At 63.8% G+C, this 19,411-nt stretch carries 14 protein-coding genes; 6 read left to right on the forward strand and 8 right to left on the reverse strand.

Annotation, left to right across the window (positions count from 1 at the left end; all coding sequences use genetic code 11):
* Positions 1-75: 75 nt before the first annotated feature.
* The 4 genes from BUB39_RS09565 to BUB39_RS09580 all read left to right on the forward strand — a co-directional run bounded on the left by BUB39_RS09565 (position 76) and on the right by BUB39_RS09580 (position 4,572).
* Positions 76-1,389: an alpha-L-fucosidase gene (locus BUB39_RS09565; RefSeq protein WP_073052934.1), complete on the forward strand. Its 1,314-nt coding sequence runs from the start codon at positions 76-78 to the stop codon at positions 1,387-1,389.
* Between the two features lie 108 nt (positions 1,390-1,497).
* A complete protein-coding gene (locus BUB39_RS09570) occupies positions 1,498-2,727 on the forward strand; it encodes an ABC transporter substrate-binding protein (protein WP_073052935.1) in 1,230 nt (409 codons plus the stop codon).
* Positions 2,728-2,798: 71 nt separating this feature from the next.
* Positions 2,799-3,728 carry a carbohydrate ABC transporter permease gene (locus tag BUB39_RS09575; protein ID WP_073052936.1) on the forward strand — a complete coding sequence of 310 codons (930 nt, stop codon included), beginning with the start codon at positions 2,799-2,801 and terminating at the stop codon, positions 3,726-3,728.
* Complete coding sequence (locus tag BUB39_RS09580; protein WP_073052937.1) at positions 3,718-4,572, forward strand: carbohydrate ABC transporter permease; 855 nt, start codon at positions 3,718-3,720, stop codon at positions 4,570-4,572. Before BUB39_RS09575 ends, BUB39_RS09580 begins: the two co-directional genes overlap by 11 nt.
* Before the next feature lie 85 nt (positions 4,573-4,657).
* Here BUB39_RS09580 and BUB39_RS09585 read toward each other — a convergent pair whose 3' ends face one another.
* The 4 genes from BUB39_RS09585 to BUB39_RS09600 all read right to left on the reverse strand — a co-directional run bounded on the left by BUB39_RS09585 (position 4,658) and on the right by BUB39_RS09600 (position 11,150).
* Positions 4,658-6,715, reverse strand: a complete 2,058-nt coding sequence (locus BUB39_RS09585; RefSeq protein WP_073052938.1) for a beta-galactosidase trimerization domain-containing protein — start codon at positions 6,713-6,715, stop codon at positions 4,658-4,660.
* Between the two features lie 472 nt (positions 6,716-7,187).
* Positions 7,188-7,730 carry an Isoquinoline 1-oxidoreductase subunit gene (locus tag BUB39_RS09590; RefSeq protein ID WP_139251458.1) on the reverse strand — a complete coding sequence of 181 codons (543 nt, stop codon included), beginning with the start codon at positions 7,728-7,730 and terminating at the stop codon, positions 7,188-7,190.
* 142 nt (positions 7,731-7,872) lie between these two features.
* Positions 7,873-8,388: a (2Fe-2S)-binding protein gene (locus tag BUB39_RS09595; protein WP_073052939.1), complete on the reverse strand. Its 516-nt coding sequence runs from the start codon at positions 8,386-8,388 to the stop codon at positions 7,873-7,875.
* The gene (locus tag BUB39_RS09600; protein WP_073052940.1) at positions 8,385-11,150 is read right to left on the reverse strand and encodes a xanthine dehydrogenase family protein molybdopterin-binding subunit; all 2,766 of its coding nucleotides are present in this window, start codon (positions 11,148-11,150) and stop codon (positions 8,385-8,387) included. The genes BUB39_RS09595 and BUB39_RS09600 overlap by 4 nt, the downstream gene beginning before the upstream one ends.
* A gap of 355 nt (positions 11,151-11,505) precedes the next feature.
* Here BUB39_RS09600 and BUB39_RS09610 point away from each other — a divergent pair, with 355 nt between their 5' ends.
* Complete coding sequence (locus tag BUB39_RS09610; protein WP_084527211.1) at positions 11,506-13,320, forward strand: heavy metal translocating P-type ATPase; 1,815 nt, start codon at positions 11,506-11,508, stop codon at positions 13,318-13,320.
* On the opposite strand, the gene BUB39_RS09615 is transcribed toward BUB39_RS09610, so the two are convergent.
* The 4 genes from BUB39_RS09615 to BUB39_RS09630 all read right to left on the reverse strand — a co-directional run bounded on the left by BUB39_RS09615 (position 13,321) and on the right by BUB39_RS09630 (position 18,063).
* Positions 13,321-14,340, reverse strand: coding sequence for a zinc-binding alcohol dehydrogenase family protein (locus tag BUB39_RS09615; RefSeq protein WP_073052942.1), 1,020 nt, complete (start codon positions 14,338-14,340; stop codon positions 13,321-13,323).
* A 94-nt stretch (positions 14,341-14,434) separates the two neighbouring features.
* Positions 14,435-15,409: an ABC transporter permease gene (locus BUB39_RS09620; RefSeq protein WP_073052943.1), complete on the reverse strand. Its 975-nt coding sequence runs from the start codon at positions 15,407-15,409 to the stop codon at positions 14,435-14,437.
* Positions 15,410-15,426: 17 nt separating this feature from the next.
* Positions 15,427-16,968 carry a sugar ABC transporter ATP-binding protein gene (locus BUB39_RS09625; protein ID WP_073052944.1) on the reverse strand — a complete coding sequence of 514 codons (1,542 nt, stop codon included), beginning with the start codon at positions 16,966-16,968 and terminating at the stop codon, positions 15,427-15,429.
* Between the two features lie 102 nt (positions 16,969-17,070).
* Positions 17,071-18,063 (reverse strand): ABC transporter substrate-binding protein, encoded by a 993-nt coding sequence (locus BUB39_RS09630; RefSeq protein ID WP_073052945.1) that lies wholly within the window; start codon positions 18,061-18,063, stop codon positions 17,071-17,073.
* Between the two features lie 326 nt (positions 18,064-18,389).
* Between BUB39_RS09630 and BUB39_RS09635 the strand changes: the two genes are divergently transcribed.
* The gene (locus BUB39_RS09635; protein WP_073054101.1) at positions 18,390-19,298 is read left to right on the forward strand and encodes a GntR family transcriptional regulator; all 909 of its coding nucleotides are present in this window, start codon (positions 18,390-18,392) and stop codon (positions 19,296-19,298) included.
* Positions 19,299-19,411: the final 113 nt, after the last annotated feature.

Raw genomic sequence — 19,411 nt, forward strand, 5'->3', positions numbered from 1 at the left:
GCGGATTCCGGCTGTCGTCTTGCTGAGGCTTTGGCCGAACGAGGCGGGCTGACGGCTGCGTGGGAGGATGAGACAATGGCGTCGGATCTTCGGTCTCTGGCTCTGCCGGAGGAGAAGAAGGCATGGTTTACACACGACCGGCTGGGCATGTTTGTTCATTGGGGCCTCTATGCCCTGCCCGGCAGGCATGAGTGGATCAAGAACTACGAACAGATCGACGACCAGAACTATCAGGCCTACTTCGATCATTTCGATCCCGATCTTTACGATCCGGCCGATTGGGCGCGCCGCGCCAAGGCAGCGGGCATGAAATATGTGGTGCTAACGACCAAGCACCATGAAGGCTTCTGCCTCTGGGACAGCAAACATACCGATTACAAGGTCACCAACACGCCTTATGGCAAGGACCTGTTGCGCCCCTTCGTCGATGCGTTCAGGGCAGAAGGTCTGCGCGTTGGCTTCTACTATTCTCTGATCGACTGGCATCACCCCGATTTCCCGGTCGACCCGCATCATCCTCAGCGCAATGCCCCCGACGCTGCCAAGCGCAACGAGGGTCGCGACGTCACGCGGTATGCCGCTTATATGCGCGATCAGGTGCGCGAGCTGCTGACGGATTTCGGCAAGATCGATGTCATCTGGTTCGACTTCTCCTATCCGCAGCGCGAACTGAACGGCCTCAAGGGCAAGGGCCATCGCGACTGGGAGAGCGAGGCGTTGGTGCGCACCGTGCGCGAACTCCAGCCGGACATCATCATCAACAACCGGCTCGACCTCGCCGGCCTGCCGCCCGATATCGTCACGCCGGAACAGTATGTGCCGCGCGCCTGGCCGGAGCGGAACGGCAAGCGCGTGACCTGGGAAGCCTGCCACACCCTGTCGGGATCCTGGGGCTATCATCGCGACGAAGCGACGTGGAAGAGCCCGGAACAGCTCGTGCAGCTTCTCATCGACAATGTCGCGATGGGCGGCAACTTGCTGATGAATGTCGGGCCGACGGCTCGTGGCACGCTCGATCATCGCGCCAAGGCCGCGCTCGACGTCTATGCGGACTGGATGACTCTGAATGCGCGCAGCATCTATGGCTGCACGGAATCGAAGCTGCCCGCGCCGCGCGACTGCCGCTACACGCAGAACGGCAATCGCCTCTATCTCCATATCTTCAACTGGCCGTTCCGCCACATCCATCTCGATGGCCTCGGCGGCGGCAAGGTGGAATATGCGCAGTTCCTTCATGACGGCAGCGAGGTAAAATGGCTGCCGCCTTCGGAACTCACGCTCTGGAGCAACACCGAGATGGAGGTCCGCTCGGATTCGCTGACGCTCGAGCTTCCGGTCAAGAAGCCGCCCGTCGTCGTCCCTGTGATCGAGATTTTTCTGAAGGCCTGAGCGGGCCCATTGCTACGGGGCGTGCTGCGAAATCAGCCGCCCCCTGCCAACAGCAAGAGCTGCAGAAGCGGCCAGTGTCGTGATGACTGTCCAGTTGGAGGAAATCGAATGGACATCTTGAAGAATGCCGCCCGGCTCGCCGCCGCAGCGGGCTGCGCGCTTGTGATGAGCACGGCGGTGCGCGCCGAGCCGGTGACGCTCACCTGGTTCATGTGGTCCGGCTCGGACGCCGAAGTGTCCGCCTGGAAGCATGTCGCGGGCCTCGTCACCGAGAAGTATCCCGACATCAAGATCGAGTTCCAGACGGCCTCGTGGCCGGATTACTGGACCAAGCTGCCGGCGCTCGCCGCGTCCGGCCAGCTGCCGGACATCATCAGCCTCCAGAGCATGCGCACGCCCGGCTTCGCCAACCTGTTCGAGCCGCTCGACCCCTATGCGAAGAAGGACGGTTTCGACCTGGCCGCATTCGACACGTCGATCGTCCAAGGCTTGACTGATGACGGCGGCCTTCGCGCGCTGCCTTATGATTTCGGCCCGATGGTCATGTTCTACAACCAGGACATGTTCGAGAAGTACAAGGTCGAGGAGCCGAAGGTCGGCTGGACCAACGACGACTTCTTGAAGGCTGCCAAGGCTCTCACCGTCGACGGCAATTACGGCACGGCACAGTCGGTGCCCGACGTCTTCTTCGCCTATGCCCGCTCGGCCGGCGCCAACTATTTGAAGGATGGCGCGCTCGACCTGACCAATGAGCCGCTCAAGGCCGCTTTCCAGAGCTATGTCGACGTCGTCGCCAAGGACAAAGTCGCCCCGCTCTTCCCGGCAAGCGGCACCCCGTCAGGCGCCCAGGCCAATGGCCGCTTCGTCGCGGGCTCGGTCGCCATGTATGTCGACGGCCCGTGGAGCCTCATCAACGTCAAGGACTCCGTCAAGTTCAAGGTCGGCATCGCGCCGCTCCCCGCTGGCGCCGCCGGCAGCATCAGCCTTTCGGCCGGCTCGGGCTTCGGTATCGCCAGCACCAGCAAGCACAAGGATGAAGCCTGGAAGGCCCTCCAGGTGCTGACCGGCCCCGAGGCCGAGGAGTATCTGGCCTCGAATGGACGCGCTTTCGCCGCGCGCAACGCGCAGCAGAAGTTCTGGTACGAGTCGGCCGCCAAGGGCGTCGCCAATGCCCAGGCGACGATCGAAGCCGCACTGAAGACCGCCGAGCCGTACAAGACCACCGCCGAGTGGAACACGGTTTCGCAGCTCTTCGAGCAGTATGCGCCGCTTGCCTTCGCAGGCTCGCAGTCCGCAGCGACGACACTCGACCAGATCCAGCAGCTTTCCGAGCAGTAAGCTGATGGATCCGCGGGGCGGCTCCTCCCGCCGCCCCGCATTTCGACCGCAATCGACGTTATGAGGATCGCATGAGTTCGAAGCTGGCGGCCGCCCCTTCGCGGGCTGGCACGGGGCGAGCGAAAGCCATCCTGAAGGATGACAGGCGCGCCGCATTCTGGTTTCTGCTGCCGAGCTTCCTTGGGCTCACCATCTTCCTGCTGGTTCCCCTCGCCGCCTCGCTGGTGCTGAGCTTCACGAACTGGCAGCTCATCGGACAGTCGAAATTCGTAGGCTGGCGCAACTACGTCAATCTGATCTCCCTTGATCCCAGCTTCTGGCAGGTCCTGCGTAACACTTTCCATTTCACGATCGAGTATCTTGTCCTCAACATCGTGATCTCGGTCACGATGGCGGTGTGGATCTCAAATCTTCGCTGGGGCAAGAGCTTCTTCCGCCTGATCTTCTTCTTGCCGACCTTCACGCCGCTGATCGGCTCGGCCATCGTCTGGCTGCTGATATTCACGCCGGGCGGCTTCGCAGACTTCATCTTCTCGACCCTGCATCTGCCGATCCCCAACCTCTTGACCAGCCCCGACCTCGCCCTGCAGGCGATCGTCATCGTCTCGCTATGGTCCGGCTTCGGCTACAATCTGCTGTTGTTCGGCGCGGCGCTCGAGGCCATCCCGCAGAGCTATCTGGATGCAGCCGCCATCGACGGTGCCTCATCCTGGCAACGGTTCTGGCGGATCAAGCTGCCGCTCATCTCGCCAACGCTGTTCTTCGGCACCGTGATGACGGCGATCACCAGCCTGCAGGTATTCGACCAGGTCTATGCGCTGACGCGCGGCGGCCCCGGCTCAGCAACGGCAACGCTCGGCTTCTCGATCTACCGGACGGGCTTCGCCGCCTACAAGATGGGCTACGCCTCGGCGATCGCCTGGGTGCTGTTCGTCATCATCATGGCCCTGACGATCCTCCAGCTCCGCGTCCAGCGGCGATGGGTGCATTATGACCTTTGACGAGACCCATCATTCGCCCACCCAGCGCGTCGGCGGCATCCTGCTGCATGTCGGCATCGTGCTGGCCGCGATCGCATTCCTGTTCCCGTTCTTCTGGATGGTAACCAACGCGATCCGGCCAAACGCCGAAGTCCTCGCTGTGCCGCCGCAGCTCTTCCCGAGCGACTGGCAATGGTCCAACTTCGTCTATGCTTGGCTCTATCTGCCGTTCGGGCGCTTCTTCCTGAACAGCGTCATCGTCGCCGGCGGCATCACCATCCTGACGCTGACCGTCTCCAGTATGGCGGCCTATGCCTTCGCCCGGTTGCGCTTCCCGTTCAGCGACAGCCTCTTTGTCGTCTATCTAGCGACCTTGATGGTGCCGCAGGCTGTCATCGTCATCCCGCTCTTTCTGATGATGAGCTGGCTCGGCTGGATGAACAGCTTCCAGGGCCTGATCCTGCCGATGGCTTTCTCGACCTTCGGCACCTTCATGCTCCGGCAGTATTTCCTGCAGATCCCAAAGGAACTCGAAGAGGCGGCGATGATCGAAGGCTGCTCGCGCTTCACGATCTTCCTGCGCATCATCCTGCCGCTGTCGCGGCCGATGCTCGGCCTGCTTGCCCTATTTACCTTCACCGGGCAGTGGAATTCGTTCCTCTGGCCGCTGATCATCGTCAACGGCCCTGATTATTCAACGATCCCGCTCGGCCTGACGCTCTTTCAGAGCCAGCAGGGCGTGCAGTGGAACTACATGATGGCCGGTTCGACGATTTCGATGCTGCCCGGCATCCTGCTGACTCTCGCGCTGCAGCGCTACATCTTCAGCGGCATCGCCATGGGTTCGGGCTTCGGCGGTCGCTGACGCGCCGGCGGGGCAAAGCCCCGGGCAGACAAACTCAAACAGAAATAAAGAGCGGCGCCGGCCTGAGCCGGCGCCGCAATCATTATCAGACGCCTTCGAGAACCAGCGCGCTGTGGATATGCAGCCGCGGCAGCGTTACCTGCACCCGTCCATCATCCAGCATCTGCCAGTCGACATCGGCACCGGTCATCGCGTCATAGATGCGACCAGGCTTTGCTGGCAGGCGGAGGCTTGCCGTGACCGGTCCGATCGCCGGGATATCCTCGATCATCTCAAGAACGCGCTTGTGGCCACGCTCGAATGCCGACGGCACAGCCTTGCCGCGCACCTGCGGCGAGCCATAGAGGAGATGCAGGATATGCCGGTTCTCCGATGCCTGGTGCGTGAGCGCCACGCGGCCGGACGAGGGCAGATCCGTCTCAAGCACCGGATCGGGCATCAGCCGGCGGATGAGACCGCGGATGATGTACTTGTACAGCGGCTGACCAAAGGCGTGGTACATCTCGAAGATCGGGAAGGCCACATAGCCGATGCCGCGATACTCGGTGACACCCGCACCGATCGTGCCTGCCGTCGGATCATCCGGCGTGTGTTGGTGCGAGCAATAGTGCCGGTAGGTGCGGTTGAAGTAGGACGGCACGATCGAGGCGAGCACCGTCGCTGCGCCGCTGACAATCGTCTCACCCGTGCCGTACATGACGAACGGCGATTCCGGCAGACCGGCATCGAGCGCGTCCGGATCGGCCCTGAGATAAGACGGGTTGAACTCGACAGGCCCGTTCGCGGATTCAAGTCCGAGATCGAGCGCAAACCCATCCGCGTTGATGCCGGAGCTTCCTGACAGGATCAGCTTGCCGCCAGCGGCGACATAGCGCTCAAGCCGCGCTGCGAGCTCCGCGTCGATCGGAATCGAATCGGGCAGGATCAGCAGCCGATAGGGATCGAACGACGCCGTGCCGTCGAGCACGTCGAAGGGCAGCTTCAGTTCCTGAAGCATCTGCGCCGCGCCGTCGTCGCTCTGATTGTTGCGCGCACCAACGGGATGGAAATATTCCGCGGCGAGGATCGCGATCTCGGACACCTGCTTCGCGCCCGCGAGGAACGGCTCTAGCTTGGCGATCCGCTCATAGGCAGGCGCGATCGACTTGTAGGTGTCGTGGTTGATGGCGCCGTTCGGATGCAACTGGTCACCGACCAGGCATTTTGCGCCGAGCGCCACCATCTGCGCCGTCTCATACATCAGCGCCTGCTGGCTCTTGAAGCCGCCGAACTCGCCCCACGAGGTATGGAACTTGCCGGTCTGGCCCAGGAAGTCGAAACCGAGCGGCGCGGCATAGCGTGCGCTCGAGGGGAAGTGATCATAGCCCCAGCCCCCTGTCGGCAGGCTTTCCAGCTCGAGATGGGAATAGGTGGCGAAGCGCTTCTGGCCCTGTTTGTGGATGTGGCCGCAATTGTAGAAGACGCGCAGTCCCGGGAATTCGGCGAAGATGGCGTCCGAAATATACTGGCGGAACTCCTCGTTGACGGCCTCGTCGTTCTTCAGGCGGTCATCGGCATTTTCGGGGTCGAGGCCTTCGGCGAGCATGCGGCCGATACAGGCCGAGCAGACGCAACCGGGCGTCAGCACGATGTCGAAGAACAGGCCCGGCGTCTTGTAATTCGAGGCGACTTCACGCGCCTGATCGAGGATGTAGTCGCGGAAGCCCTGATGGTTGAGGCAGATCGTGTGCCAGGCCGGGCTCAGCTGCTTGAGGCTGGAGATGTCGTCCGGCTTCTCGTGCTGGAAATGATTGTCCGCAGCCATCACCCGCCATTCCGGATGCTCGCGCGCAGTCAGTTCGTCCCACTGCACGGAGATATAGACCGGCACCTCGATATCGGCAGCGGCGCAAGCCTTGATCATGTCGCCCATGAGGTCGGGGCGCGTCAGGTGCGGATGCGGCTTGCCGACCTTGGTCGGGTAGTAGGACCAGCCGTGATGGCACTTGGCGAAGACGGTGATCGAATCGACATTGGCAGCCTTGAGCGTCGCGACGAAGTCGTCGGGATCGAAGGCCGAGCCGACACCCGGAATATGTTCCGATGTGTGGAAGTCGAGATGGATCTGGCGGTAGCGCAGCGGCTTGAATGGCGTCGCGGGCATTTCGTTCCCTTCGAGACAGTGTTGCGGGCGTCGGAGAAGGTGGATTCCCCGGCGCTGTGTGGTTGACCGGAGGGCGTGACGGAACGTCGAGCCGTCCGCCGCCCCCGTCGATCGGGAAGTGCCGGAAATCGCGGCCAGCCGAGCGTGGCGCAGCCTATTTGCCGCGTCTCGCGCGCTCCTCCCAAAAGCGTTGGAAGGCGAAAGCAGAAACGTCTCGCCTCCGATGAAACGATATCAACTAACGATGGCGATGAGAAGGCGGCGAGGTCGATTTAGCCCATAGGACGACGCCGGGGTCGTGACATTTTTCATGCCGACGCCTCGCCCGGGACGGGGTCTACCGGTCGCTTGAGGCCGGGTCTCTTCGGATGCAATGCGAGACGTCGCGTCGCCAGGCGGGAGCGCGCTTCACAGCGAACCCGGCCAGGCGTCGATCAACGATTGCGACAGGTGGAACAGCCGACGCCGCCGCTCAGGGACAGGCAGCGCCGCTCTTGACCCACGCGGCGACGAGCGCGCCGGCCTCTTTCTGCGTGCCTGGCGCCGGCGTGCGGCCGACGCCGGGATGCCAGGCCCAGCCGACCAGCGTGTCGGCACCGATATGATCGATCAGGTCCTCGGGCGTCCGTCCGCCGTTGCGGGCCGGGTCCTTGATCTGCTGGCAGATTTCAGACAGCGTTTTGCCCTGCCAGCCCATTTCGAGCGGCGCCAGATGCCAGGCCGGATGGCCAGGGATACGGCCCTGATCGAAATTCGCGCCCTGATGACAGGTGTTGCAGCGCATGCTGACGAGACCCATGCCATCTGGTCCACGGAACACCGGCGGCTCATGCGGCCGCATCATATCGCCCTGGCTCGGGCGGTTGCCGGCCGGATGGCAATTGAGGCAGCGCGGGCTCTCCAGCACCTTGCCGAGTTCGGTGAAATAGGCGGCCGAACGCTGCACCGGGTCGGTGATCGCGGCAAAGCTTTCAGGCGAGGCGAGCGTCCGCGACGTGTCCGAGGAGACGGCCATCCCTGTCGCGGCAAAAACCAGCCCGTTGGCAAGCACCGGCACCACCAGCAGGAGCAACCATTTCGGTCTCGTCATCGCTTCCTCCGCGGCATGCCGCTCATCCCAACTCATGTCGAAGAGGCCGTTCGGCCCTTGCCGGCCGTCAGACCAGGTAACGGCCCGCATCGGCGAGGATCACGGCGCGCACCGCCTCGTGATATTTGACGTAGCCCGTGCAGCGGCAGAGATGCCCGTCGAGGGCCTCGGCGATGACCGCCTCAAGCGTTGCGCGCGGCACCGGCGTCTTTTCGAGCCGCTCCAGCAACACCTGACCCTCATTGAGGAAGCCCGGCGTGCAATAGCCGCACTGGAACGAGAAATGCTCGATGAACGCCGTCTGCAGAGGCGTCAGCACGCCATCCTTCGCATGGCCCTCGATGGTGCGAATGGCCTTGCCATCGAAATTCGCCGCCGGGACAACACAGGTCGGATTGGTGTGGCTGGACCCATCCGGCATGTCGACGATGACGGCGCAACTCAGACACTGCGCGGCGCCGCAGCCGAACTTCGTCCCGGTCATGCCGAGCTGTTCTCGCAGGAAATCATTCATCGTGAGGTCATCACGGACCTCAAACGGGCCGAGCGTGCGGCCATTGACGCTGAGCGACAGGGTCGTCACGCGAGCACTCCCTTGATGCGATCCGCCGTCACCGGCAGCGAGTCGAAGCGGTGGCCGGTCGCCTCGAAAATGGCGTTGAGCAGAGCCGGCACCACCGGGATCATGACGACCTCGGCCATGCCTTTCGGCGGCTCCTTTGGCGAAAGCGGCGGCAGGATCTCGACCACGAGATCATTCACCGGCAGGTCTGATGCACGCGCGATCCGGTACTGGCCGAGATTCCACTGCCCATTGCCGGGACCATCCTCGAAAGGTGGCAACGTCTCAAGCAAGGCGTAGCCGACGCCCATCGCGAACCCGCCCTGCGCCTGGCCGCGCACGACTTCTGGCGCCAGGGCCTCGCCGCATTCGAGCACGCTATAGGCCTTGTCGATCCTGACGATGCCGGTGGCACGCTCGATTTCGATGCGAACAAGAGTCCCGCAGAGCGAGGTGAACGCCGTGCCGATGCGATTGTAGTCGGCTGGCGGAAAGGCGACCGCGCTACGATCGAGCGGCTCGAAATCGCCGTCGCCGCGCCGGATGGCCAGCGCATCGATATCCGCAGTCAGTTGGTATTCGCCGACCGTGAAGGTGGCCTGTGACCAGGCCCAGCGCGAAAAGGCATGCGCCATCGTGCCGGTAATGCCGTTCATGGCGTGGGCCTTGGCGGCGATGGCCTTCAGAGGCAGCGGCGAGAGGCCCGACATCAGCAGCATGCCGTCCTGCCAAAACGCCTCGTCCCACTGCTTGGCCCGCGGGTCGTCTGGCGGAATGTCCCAGATAGCCAGCGCCGCTGGCCAGAGCCCGAAGCGGAACAGCACTCGCGCCGCCTCGGCGGCGGCCTGCGTGCCGACATGCGCGCCGATCGAGGCACTGGTCGCCGAACTGATCGCAGGCACCCAGCGCGGATTCTTGGCTGCCTCATCCTGCGCGGCCTGCGTCGTGCTGTAGGCGTCGCCCGTCGTGAATAGTCCGAGCGCATCGAAAGCGTCGATTTCTGAGACGCCGACACGATCGGCAACGACGCCAATATGCGCCGCGACACGGTTGGCGATTGCCGTACCGATGCCGTTGCCCATCTCGACGGCGTCGCCATGGATAGAGACGCGGCCCTCGGCATCGATCTCGACACGGCCGAGCGAACAATCTGCGCCGGTGCCGTAATCCTTGGTGCAGACCGCGACGCCGGTGCCCACCAGAAAGCCGTGTTTCGCGGTAGCTTTATAGCTGGCGCGATCACGCCAGATCGGGTTCGCCTCGAGCTTTGCCAGGATCTCAGGCGTTCGCACCGAAACGGAATAGGGGTTTCCGGTCATCGTCCGGCCGCCAGTGGCAAGCGCATTGCGGCGGCGGAATTCGATCGGATCGAGCTGCAGAGCGGTACAGATTTCGTCGGCCAGCACCTCGATCGCGGTCATGGTCTGCAGCGTGCCATAGCCGCGCATCGATCCGGCCGTCACGCCGCGCGAATGCAGCGCCACCGTGGTGACGTCGACCTTCGGAACCGAATAGATGCCAAGCGCGCCGGTGGCGCCGACGACCGCGACGCTCGGCGAATAATTGGCCATGCCGCCGCCGTCGAGGACGTGGTCGGCCGCAAAGGCCGTGATGAGCCCGCTCTTCCTGTCGACGCCGATCTGCGAGTGCATCTTGAAGGCGTGACGCTTGACGCCGCCCTGAAACTGCTGGAAGCGATCATGCGCGAGCCGCACCGGACGGCCGGGGAGGAACATTCCGGCCAGCGCGATATAGAGCGAGAAGGGCGTATGGTCCTTACCGCCGAAGCCGCCGCCGACATAGGCAAACTGCGCGTTGATCGAGGCCGGCTTGTGGTCGGCATCGGCCTCGCCGAGCAGGAACGCGATGGCCGACGCCGCCTCGAACGGCGACTGAACGCCGAGCACAAGTTCGAGATTGCGCTTCGCGGGGTCGTACCAGGCGAGGCCGCATTCCGGCTCGAGGAAGACGGGATCGATCGACTGGGTCTCGAAATCCCGTTCGATGACCAGCGTTCCGGCATCCGGCGCGTCGAGGCCAGCGCGGATCTCATCACCGAACTGCGCGCCCTTCACATACTCGCCGCCTTTGGCGACGGGAAGCGGCTTCCAGATCGGCCGGCCGGAACTCTCGAAGAAGCCTGGACTGATCCAGCCCTCCTGGATCGGCGAGTAGATATCAGGCGCATCGGGTGTCGGACCCGCAACGCGCGTGAAGCGGAACGCGCCGTAATTCGGACCTTCGAGCGGGCCTGTTTCGGCGCCGAACTTCAGATAGTCGCCGTCGCGGAGCGCCAGGCGGGCACGATCGAAATCATCGAAACGCTCGAAGATGAGCAGGGCCAGGGGCTGGCCAAGAAAGAACGGCGTCTTGCCGACCGGGCAGAACAGGTCGCCGGCATAGAATTCCGGTACCCGCATTCCAATCCGGGCGACATCCTCGGCCGTCACCACGACCGTCGGCCTGGCGGTCAAGGCGAGGCGATCGAGATCGATGCCCTCATAGACATGGCTCGCATCGGGGGAGCGGACGAACAGCGCATGCGCCGTCTCGGACGGCCAGCCGGGCATGTCGGCGGCCCGGAAGTCGGAGGCATAAAGCTTGGCGCCCGTCACCTTGGCGACGCCGTCGACACGGCCAAGCTTCGGCCTTGCGACGCCACGGCCCGGCAGCGTCTCGCGCGACGCAAAGGTCGGCGCGTCGGCACGCGCCATCGGCGTCACCGCAACCGCGATGCCGCTCGCCATCATCAGCTTCACGAAGTCCCGCCGCGAAGGCCTCATCGGCTCTACCCCCTCGCGGGCTTCCCGCGAAATACCGAGCGCGGCGCGTGAATCGAGCCGGCCTCCTCAGTCACGGACGTTAGAGAAGCTCCAGGCAGCAGACCATGGCCAACAGTCTCACGGCGCGAATAAATGCAGCGCAGCCGTCTGCCACGATCGGGGCCATGGAGAGGTGGCCGGCCGACGGCATTCCTTGGAGATCAAACATGTCAACGCCGTATCGACCGGTCGATCGCGGCGTCATGCGCGAGATCAATTGATCCTCCGTCTCATTGATCTCGCGCATGATAGCGGAATTGGAAATAGTTCAATCTCTCTCCCAGAGGCGAGGAAGCCGACACGAGGAGCGCCGCAGATGTCGGTTTCGGCGGGAAGACTGGGGCTGGTCTTCATTGCACTTGCGGGCCTCGTCGCCGGCGGGATCGGTCTTGCCCTTGGCGCGTCCTGGGCAGGGCTCGCATGCGGGCTCGCGACTGTCCCGGTGCTGGCTGCGCTGCTGGTCGAAATCGCCGTCAGCCTTCGACGGGGCGATGTCGGTCTCGATATCGTTGCGGCCCTGTCGATGTCGGCGGCGCTCGCTTTCGGCGAACCGCTTGCCGGCAATGTCGTCGCGCTGATGTATGCCGGCGGGCAGTTGCTGGAGAGCTTCGCCGAAGGCCGCGCCCGCCGCGAAATGACGGCGCTGCTGGGCCGCGTCGCCCGCACCGCCATGCGGATCACCGACGAGGGGCTGACCGAAGTCCCGATCGAAGCGCTGGACGCCGGCGATCGCGTCCTGATCCGCCGCGGCGAGGTGGTGCCCGTCGACGGCGTTCTGGTCTCCGACGCGGGAACGTTCGACCAATCGGCGCTGACCGGCGAAAGCCTGCCGGTCAATAAAACGGTGAGCGACGAAGTCCTCTCCGGGATCACGAATGCCGGCGATGCTGTCGAGATCACGGCAACGCAGCCGGCCGCCGAAAGCACCTATGCCGGCATCGTCCGTCTGGTCGCAGCTGCCGCCGCAAGCCGGGCGCCGAGCCTGCGCATCGCCGACCGCTATGCGATCGGCTTTCTGGTTCTGACCCTCGTCATCGCCGGCATCGCGTGGCAGGCCTCGGGCGATCCTGTCCGCGCTCTGGCCGTGCTGGTCGTCGCCACACCCTGCCCGCTGATCCTGGCGCTGCCCGTCGCCATCATCTCCGGCATGTCGCGCGCTGCAAAGGCCGGCATACTGATCAAGACAGGCGGTGCCCTTGAAGCGCTCGCCGGCATCCGGACGGTGATCCTCGACAAGACCGGCACCCTGACATTCGGGATTGCGCAAGTCGCCGACATCCGGTCGACGGGCGCGTTCAAAGCGGACGAGCTGCTGCGCCTCGCCGCCTCCCTAGACCAGGCATCCGGCCATGTTGTCGCCGCAGCGCTCGTTGCAGAAGCAAAGCGGCGCGGTCTCGACCTGGTCACGCCAACCGAGGTGAAGGAAGAGCCGGGCGCGGGACTGACCGGCATCGTTGCGAACCACACGGTCGCCATCGGTGGTGTTGCCTATGTGCTTCGCCAAAGCGACACAGTCGCGGAGATCGACGACGACATCATCCCGGGCAGCGCCATCGTCGCGGTCGCGGTCGACGGATCCCTTGCGGGACTCATCGTGCTTGCGGACAGCCTCCGGCCCGAGGCGCCGGCGATGATCGAGGCGCTCGGGCGATCCGGCGTCGAACGCATCGTGCTCGCTTCGGGCGACCGCGCCGACGTGGTTGCAGCGATAGCAGGCGCGCTGCCGATTGACGCGGCGTTCGGCGACCTGACGCCCGCGGATAAGCTCGCGCTCGTGCGTCAGGAAGAGGAAAGAGCGCCGACGCTGATGGTCGGCGACGGGGTCAACGACGCCCCGGCCCTCGCTGGCGCCAGCGTCGGGGTGGCCATGGGTGCCCGAGGGGCAGCCGCCTCGTCCGAGAGCGCCGACATCGTGCTGTTGGTCGACAGCATCGAAAGACTGGCACTGGCGCTGCAGATCGGCCGGCGAACACGACGGATCGCGATGGAGAGCGTGCTGGCCGGGCTTGGCCTCTCGGTCGCCGCGATGATCCTCGCAGCGTTCGGCCTGCTGCCGCCGGTTGCCGGGGCGCTGCTCCAGGAAGTGATCGACGTGGCGGTGATCCTCAATGCGCTGAGGGCGCTCCGCTGATCAGGCGCCGACATCGATGATGGCCTTGATCAGGCCTTCCTTCTGATGCGCCCAGCGCGGCAGATCCTCGACGACATTGGCGAGTGACGTCCGATGGGTCGCGAGCGCCGCCTGCGAAACGAGGCCGTTCCGCATCGAGGTCATCACATGCTCGAAATCGGTCCGTGTCGCGTTGCGGCTGCCGATCAGCGTCATTTCCCGCTTGTGGAATTCAGGATCGGCGAAGCTGATGCGATCCTTGACGACGCTGATGAGCACATAGCTGCCGCCATGCGCCACCAGCGTGAATCCAGCTTCGATCGCCTTGGCATTGCCGGTCGCGTCGAATACGACGCTGAACCCCTCGTTATCCGTGTGGGCCATCAACCGCGCCTCAGCATCAGTGCCGATTTCGAACACCGCCTGAAAGCCGAGCGTGTCGCGGGCAAAGGCAAGCCGCTCGGCGCTGGTATCGAGCAGCGCCACCTCGAGCCCTGCGATCCGGGCGAAAATGGCCGCGCCAAGCCCGATCGGGCCAATCCCCACGACCAATGCGCGCTGCCCCGGCTCGGGTCGGGACCGCCGGACGGCATGGGCACCAATGGCCAGGAATTCGACCATCGCCGCATCACGCAGCGACAGGCCGCCGGCGGGATAGAGATTGCCGGCCGGCATGACGATCCGTTCGGCCATGCCACCATCGCCGTGCACGCCGAGCACATTGATCGACATGCAGCAATTCGGCTTGCCGTTGCGGCAGGCGATGCAGTGTCCGCAGGAGATGTAGGGATTGATGACCACCGGCGTGCCGATGGCGAGACCAACACCCTCCCCCACCGCGGCGACGACACCCGAGAGCTCGTGGCCCATGACGCGCGGATAGGCGAGGAAGGGGTGCTTCCCCTCGAAGATATGGTAGTCGGTACCGCAGATGCCGACATGGCGAATATCGACCGCGGCCTCCCCGGGGCCCGGCTCCGGCGGCAGCGGGCGATCGACGAGTTCGAGCTTGCCCGGCTCAAGGCACAAGACGGCTTTCATGACGATGCTCCCCGCCGACGGCACGGCGCTGTGAAAGGACCTGATCCGACCGAACGGAAGACGCTCGCCGCCTCCGACAGGGCGGGGAGCCGCCCTAGCGGCCGCGACGGCGCAACTGGTCGAAATAGACGATGACGATGATCAGGCCACCCGTGATGATGCGCTGCCAGAACGAATTGACGTTGAGCAGATTGGCACCGTTATTGATCGTTGCCAGGATGAATGCGCCGATCAGCGGCCCATGAATGGAGCCGACCGCGCCGAAAAGGCTCGTGCCGCCAATGACGGTCGAGGCGATCGCTTGCAGCTCCCAACCTTCCGCCTGGGTCGCATTGCCGATGCCGATACGCGTTGCGAGCAGCACGCCGACAAAGGCCGCGAAAATCGACGACAGGGCATAGGCGAGATAGATGACGCGGTTAACACGCACGCCAGAGAGGCGGGCCGATTCCGGATTGGACCCGACGGCGAAGAGATAGCGACCCCAGCGTGTGTGATTGAGAAAGACATAGGCCGGAACGGCAACGAGGATCACCATCCAGAACAGGCTGGGGATGCCGAGGAAATCAAGCGTCGCGAACTCGGTGAACGCGTCGTTCTGGATCGAGATCGTCGAGCCGTTGGTCATCAGAAGGCCGATTCCGCGCAGCGAGGTCAGCGATGCCAGGGTGATGATGAAGGGCGGCAGGCCCATGCGCGTGATGCCGAAGCCATGGAACAATCCGATGCCAAGGCCGACCAGCAACGTGATCAGGATCGCCGCCCACACCGGAACGCCCGCCTGAAGCAGCAGCGCGATCACCACCGTGGAGAAGCCCACCACCGCGCCGACCGACAGATCGATGCCGGCGGTGATGATGACGAAGGTCTGGCCGACGGCCAGGATCGCGATCATCGAGCCCTGGCGCATCAGGTTCGAAATGTTCTTGTCGGTCAGGAAGTTCGGCGTCGCGAAGGCGAGCACCGCCCAGAGCAGTACGAGAAGGCCAAGCAGCGTCAGCGCGAAGAGGAAACTGTAGTTCCGCCGCGCCTTTACGGCTTTCGCCGTGGCGACATCCACACTTGCCATAGTCAGTTATCCTCCCCTTAGACGCCGATCGCCTCGGCGAGGACCTCTTCGTGGCTGGCGCCACGGAAGCCATTGCTGCCGACCAGATGGCCAGCACGAAACACATGCAGCGTATCGGCAAGCTCATAGACCTCCGGCAGATAGCTGGAGATCAGCAGGATGCCGGCACCATCCTTGAGAAGCTTGGCGAACAGGCGATAGATCTCGGCCTTGGTTCCGACATCGACGCCAACCGTCGGCTCGTCGAAGATGAAAAGATCGGCGCCATGGTTCAGCCACTTGCCGATGACGATCTTCTGCTGGTTGCCGCCCGACATTGAGGAGGCGAGTGACTTGCGGCTCGGCGTCTTGATCGAAAGATCGCGAATCTGCTGGTCGGCGCGCCGCGCTTCCTCCCGGCCTGAGATGACAAGGCCACGCGTCAGGCGATCATAAATGGGCAGATTGAGGTTGAGCCCGATCGGCAGGTTGAGGTTGAGGCCCTGGTCGCGCCGACTTTCCGGCGCCAGCGCGATGCCGAGGCCAATCGCCGTGCGCTCGTTCGAAATGGCGATCGGCTGGCCTTTCCAGAGCATCTCGCCGGAGGTCTTGGGATTGCGTCCGAACACGCTGAGCGCGAACTCGCTCCGCCCGGCACCGATCAGCCCGTAAAGACCGACGATTTCACCGCGCCGGATGGTGAGCGAGACGTCCTCGAAGCCCTTCCCGGAAAGATGACGGGTCTCGAGCAGCACGTCGCCGAAGGGGATGTGCTCCTTGTGATAGATCTGGTCGATCGAGCGATTGATCATCATCGCGACCAACTCGTTGTCATTGGTCTCGGCGATATTGCGTGTGCCGACCAGCGTTCCATCCCGGAACACCGAGACGCGATCGGCGAGCTCGAACACCTCTTCCATGCGATGGCTGATATAGATGATCGTCACGCCCTCGCCTTTCAGACGGCGGATCAGCGCAAAAAGCTGCGCCGCTTCCTGCCGCGTGAGATAGGCGGTCGGCTCGTCGAAGATCAGGAACTGCGTGCCGCGCAGCGAGGCGCGAGCGGTTGCCACCAATTGCTGCTGGCCGATCGTCAGGCTGCCCAGCTCGACGCCGGCGGGCAGCTGAAATCCCATGTCATCGAGGATCTTCTGGGCCGCGCGCGTCATCTCCCGCTTCTGCAGCAGACCGAATTTCACCGTCTCGTCGCCGAGAAAGATATTGGCCGCAACCGAGAGATGACGGCAGAGCACAACTTCCTGATGAACGGCGTTTATGCCGTGATCGATCGCCTCCTGCGGATTGGCGAGACCGACTGACTGGCCGTTCCAGAGAACATCGCCGCCGCTGCGTGGGATAACCCCAGTCAGCAGCTTGATCAGCGTCGATTTTCCAGCTCCGTTTTCCCCGACGATGGCGTGGATCTCGCCGCGACGGAACGCGAGGCTGGAAGGCTTCAGCGCCAGCACCGATCCGTAGCTCTTTTCGAGATTGCGCAATTCGAGGATCGTGTCGTCGCCCGTGACGGGCGCCGCGGTCCCAGATGCGGGAGCGGCTGCGGCAACGCCTGATGCGCTCATGATCTCGTCCTGCTCAAGGAGCGGCACGAGGCCGCGTCGGCCAGGAGACTGGCCCGATGGTTTGGCGCGCCGCCCTCCCCCGAGGCGGCGCGCCGCGTCGCCTTACTTCACCTTGGGGTTCAGAAGAGCCGAATTCTTCGTCTCGTCCATGTTCGCCTTGGTGATGAGGTTGGCGCCGGTATCGACGAAGGTCTCGACCTTCTCCTTCTTCGAGGCGGCGAGCGCGGTCTTGATGCCGTCATAGCCCATCCGGTACGGATCCTGGACGACGAGCGCCGCAATGGTGCCGTCCTTCAGGAAGCCGACCAGCTTGTCGTCATTGTCGAAGCCGATCAGCGCGACCTTGTCAGCCACCTTGTTCTCGGCGATCGCCTGGCCCGCGCCCTGCGCCATGATCAGGTTCGAGGCGAAGACACCGACGAGGTTCGGATTGGCCGTCAGGAGGTCAGTGGTGATGTTGAGGCCGGTGGTGGCCTGGCCATCGGCGACCTTGTCGGCGACGAGCTTCAGCTCGGGATATTTCGCGAGCTCTTCCTTGAAGCCCTTGGCGCGCTGATCGAGCGAGCCGACGCCCGGCAGGGCGGTGATGAGGGCAACGTCGCCAGCTTCCTTGCCCGTCTTGGCCTTGATCGCCGCGGCGAGACCGCGCGCGGCGACGCGGCCGCCTTCGACATTGTCCGTCGTCAGGAACGAGGTGAACGCCTTCGAATCAGCGGCAGAGTCGATACCGATGATCGGAACCGACTTGGCAGCTTCGTCGATCGGCTTGCCGAGCGCCTTGAATTCGGTCGGCGAGATGACGATCGCGGCCGGCTTGCCGGCGACGGCATTCTCGAGGATCGTGATCTGGCCGTTGATGTCGGCTTCCGACTGGGCGCCGAGCTCGGGGACGTTGACACCGAGATCCTTGCCGGCAGCGCGCGCACCCGCGAGCACGATCTGCCAGTAGAACGACGTGGTGTCCTTGACGATGATCGGGATCGTCACGTCGGCAGCAGCGGCAGGGCCGGCCTGCATCAGACTGGCAGCCACCACCGCCGCGCCGGCCATCAGGCCGAACCCGCGACGCGTGACGGTCTTGTTGTTAAAAGACATTGGCTTCCTCTCCCTTGAGCGCGTGCTCCACGCAGGACGTAGTTCAGGACGCGCTCGCCTCTGCTACGTCTTTTATCGTTATAAGACTGCGGCAGCGATCTAAGACATAGACGGAACCCCTTTGCAATATAGAAAGACAGTCTCCTTAGGAGCGATATCGACCGATTAATTCTTTGCGAAGCAGCAATTATACTTATGCCGTTTGTGCACCGCACATACCGTTCCGCTTGTTATCGATAACAGACTGGATATTGTCGCGCGGACGCGGCGATCCCCGCATGGCGGCTCTCGCCACGACCCGCACGTGGCTGCATGCATGGTTGCTGATGAGCAAGCGCGATACAGTGTTCAAGGAGGCCTACAATGCCAGCCTTGGCATGCTCAAAGTCGGCGTCGTCCTTCCCTCGGAGGCTGAGCTCGGCCGCCGCCTCGGCATCAGCCGCACCACGGTGCGCTCTATTCTCGACGCTCAGGTCGCAGTTGGCCTGATCGCGTGGAATCGGCGTCACAAGGAGGTTCTGCGTCCTCCGGAACCGGAGGACTACTTCCCGGCCGATGAGACAGACACGGTATCTTCGATGGTCGAGCGCGCCTTCCTGCAGCGCATCCTCTCGGCCGACGCGCAGCCGGGCAGCCAGCTGAACGAATCCGATTTCGCGCGCGAGGTGGGGGTCAGCACATCAGCCGTGCGCGAATTCCTCATCCGCTTCAGCCGCTTCGGTCTCATCGAGAAGCAGCGCAACCGTCATTGGGTTCTGAACGGCTTTACCGAGGCCTTCGCGCTCGAACTCTTCGAGGTGCGCGAGATGTTCGAACTGCGCTCGGCACGCGCTTTCGTGCGGCTGCCGCGCGACAATCCAGCATGGGCGGCGCTCGATGCCATCGAAGCGGAGCATAGGGACTTTCTCGGTCAGCCGGGCGCACGGATGCGGGCTTTTCCGGATCTCGACGATCGCTTCCACCGCCTGATCCACGGCGCGTCGCATAACCGTTTCGTCACGGATTTCTATGACGTCATCTCTCTGATCTTCCACTTCCACTACCAGTGGAGCAAGGCAGACGAGCTCGACCGCAACGCCACGGCGCTGCGTGAACATCTCGATTATATCGGCGGACTGCGCTCGGGCCATGAACTGGACGCCGAGTTCTACTGCCGCAAGCACCTCGCCTCGGCGCGCCTGACACTGCTGCGCGCCATCAAGGGTCCCAATGTCCCGCCGCCGGATGGCACCTGAGGAGCGAGCGGCCGCGCTACCGCCTCCTGATGTTGCCGAAGCGGCGCGCTGTGGCTATTCGTCGAGGACCGGGCGGACGGCCCCCGGGAAGCGACGGACGAAGGAATGACCGG

Origin of the sequence: Kaistia soli DSM 19436 (assembly GCF_900129325.1) — a bacterium.
GTDB classification, from domain to species: domain Bacteria; phylum Pseudomonadota; class Alphaproteobacteria; order Rhizobiales; family Kaistiaceae; genus Kaistia; species Kaistia soli.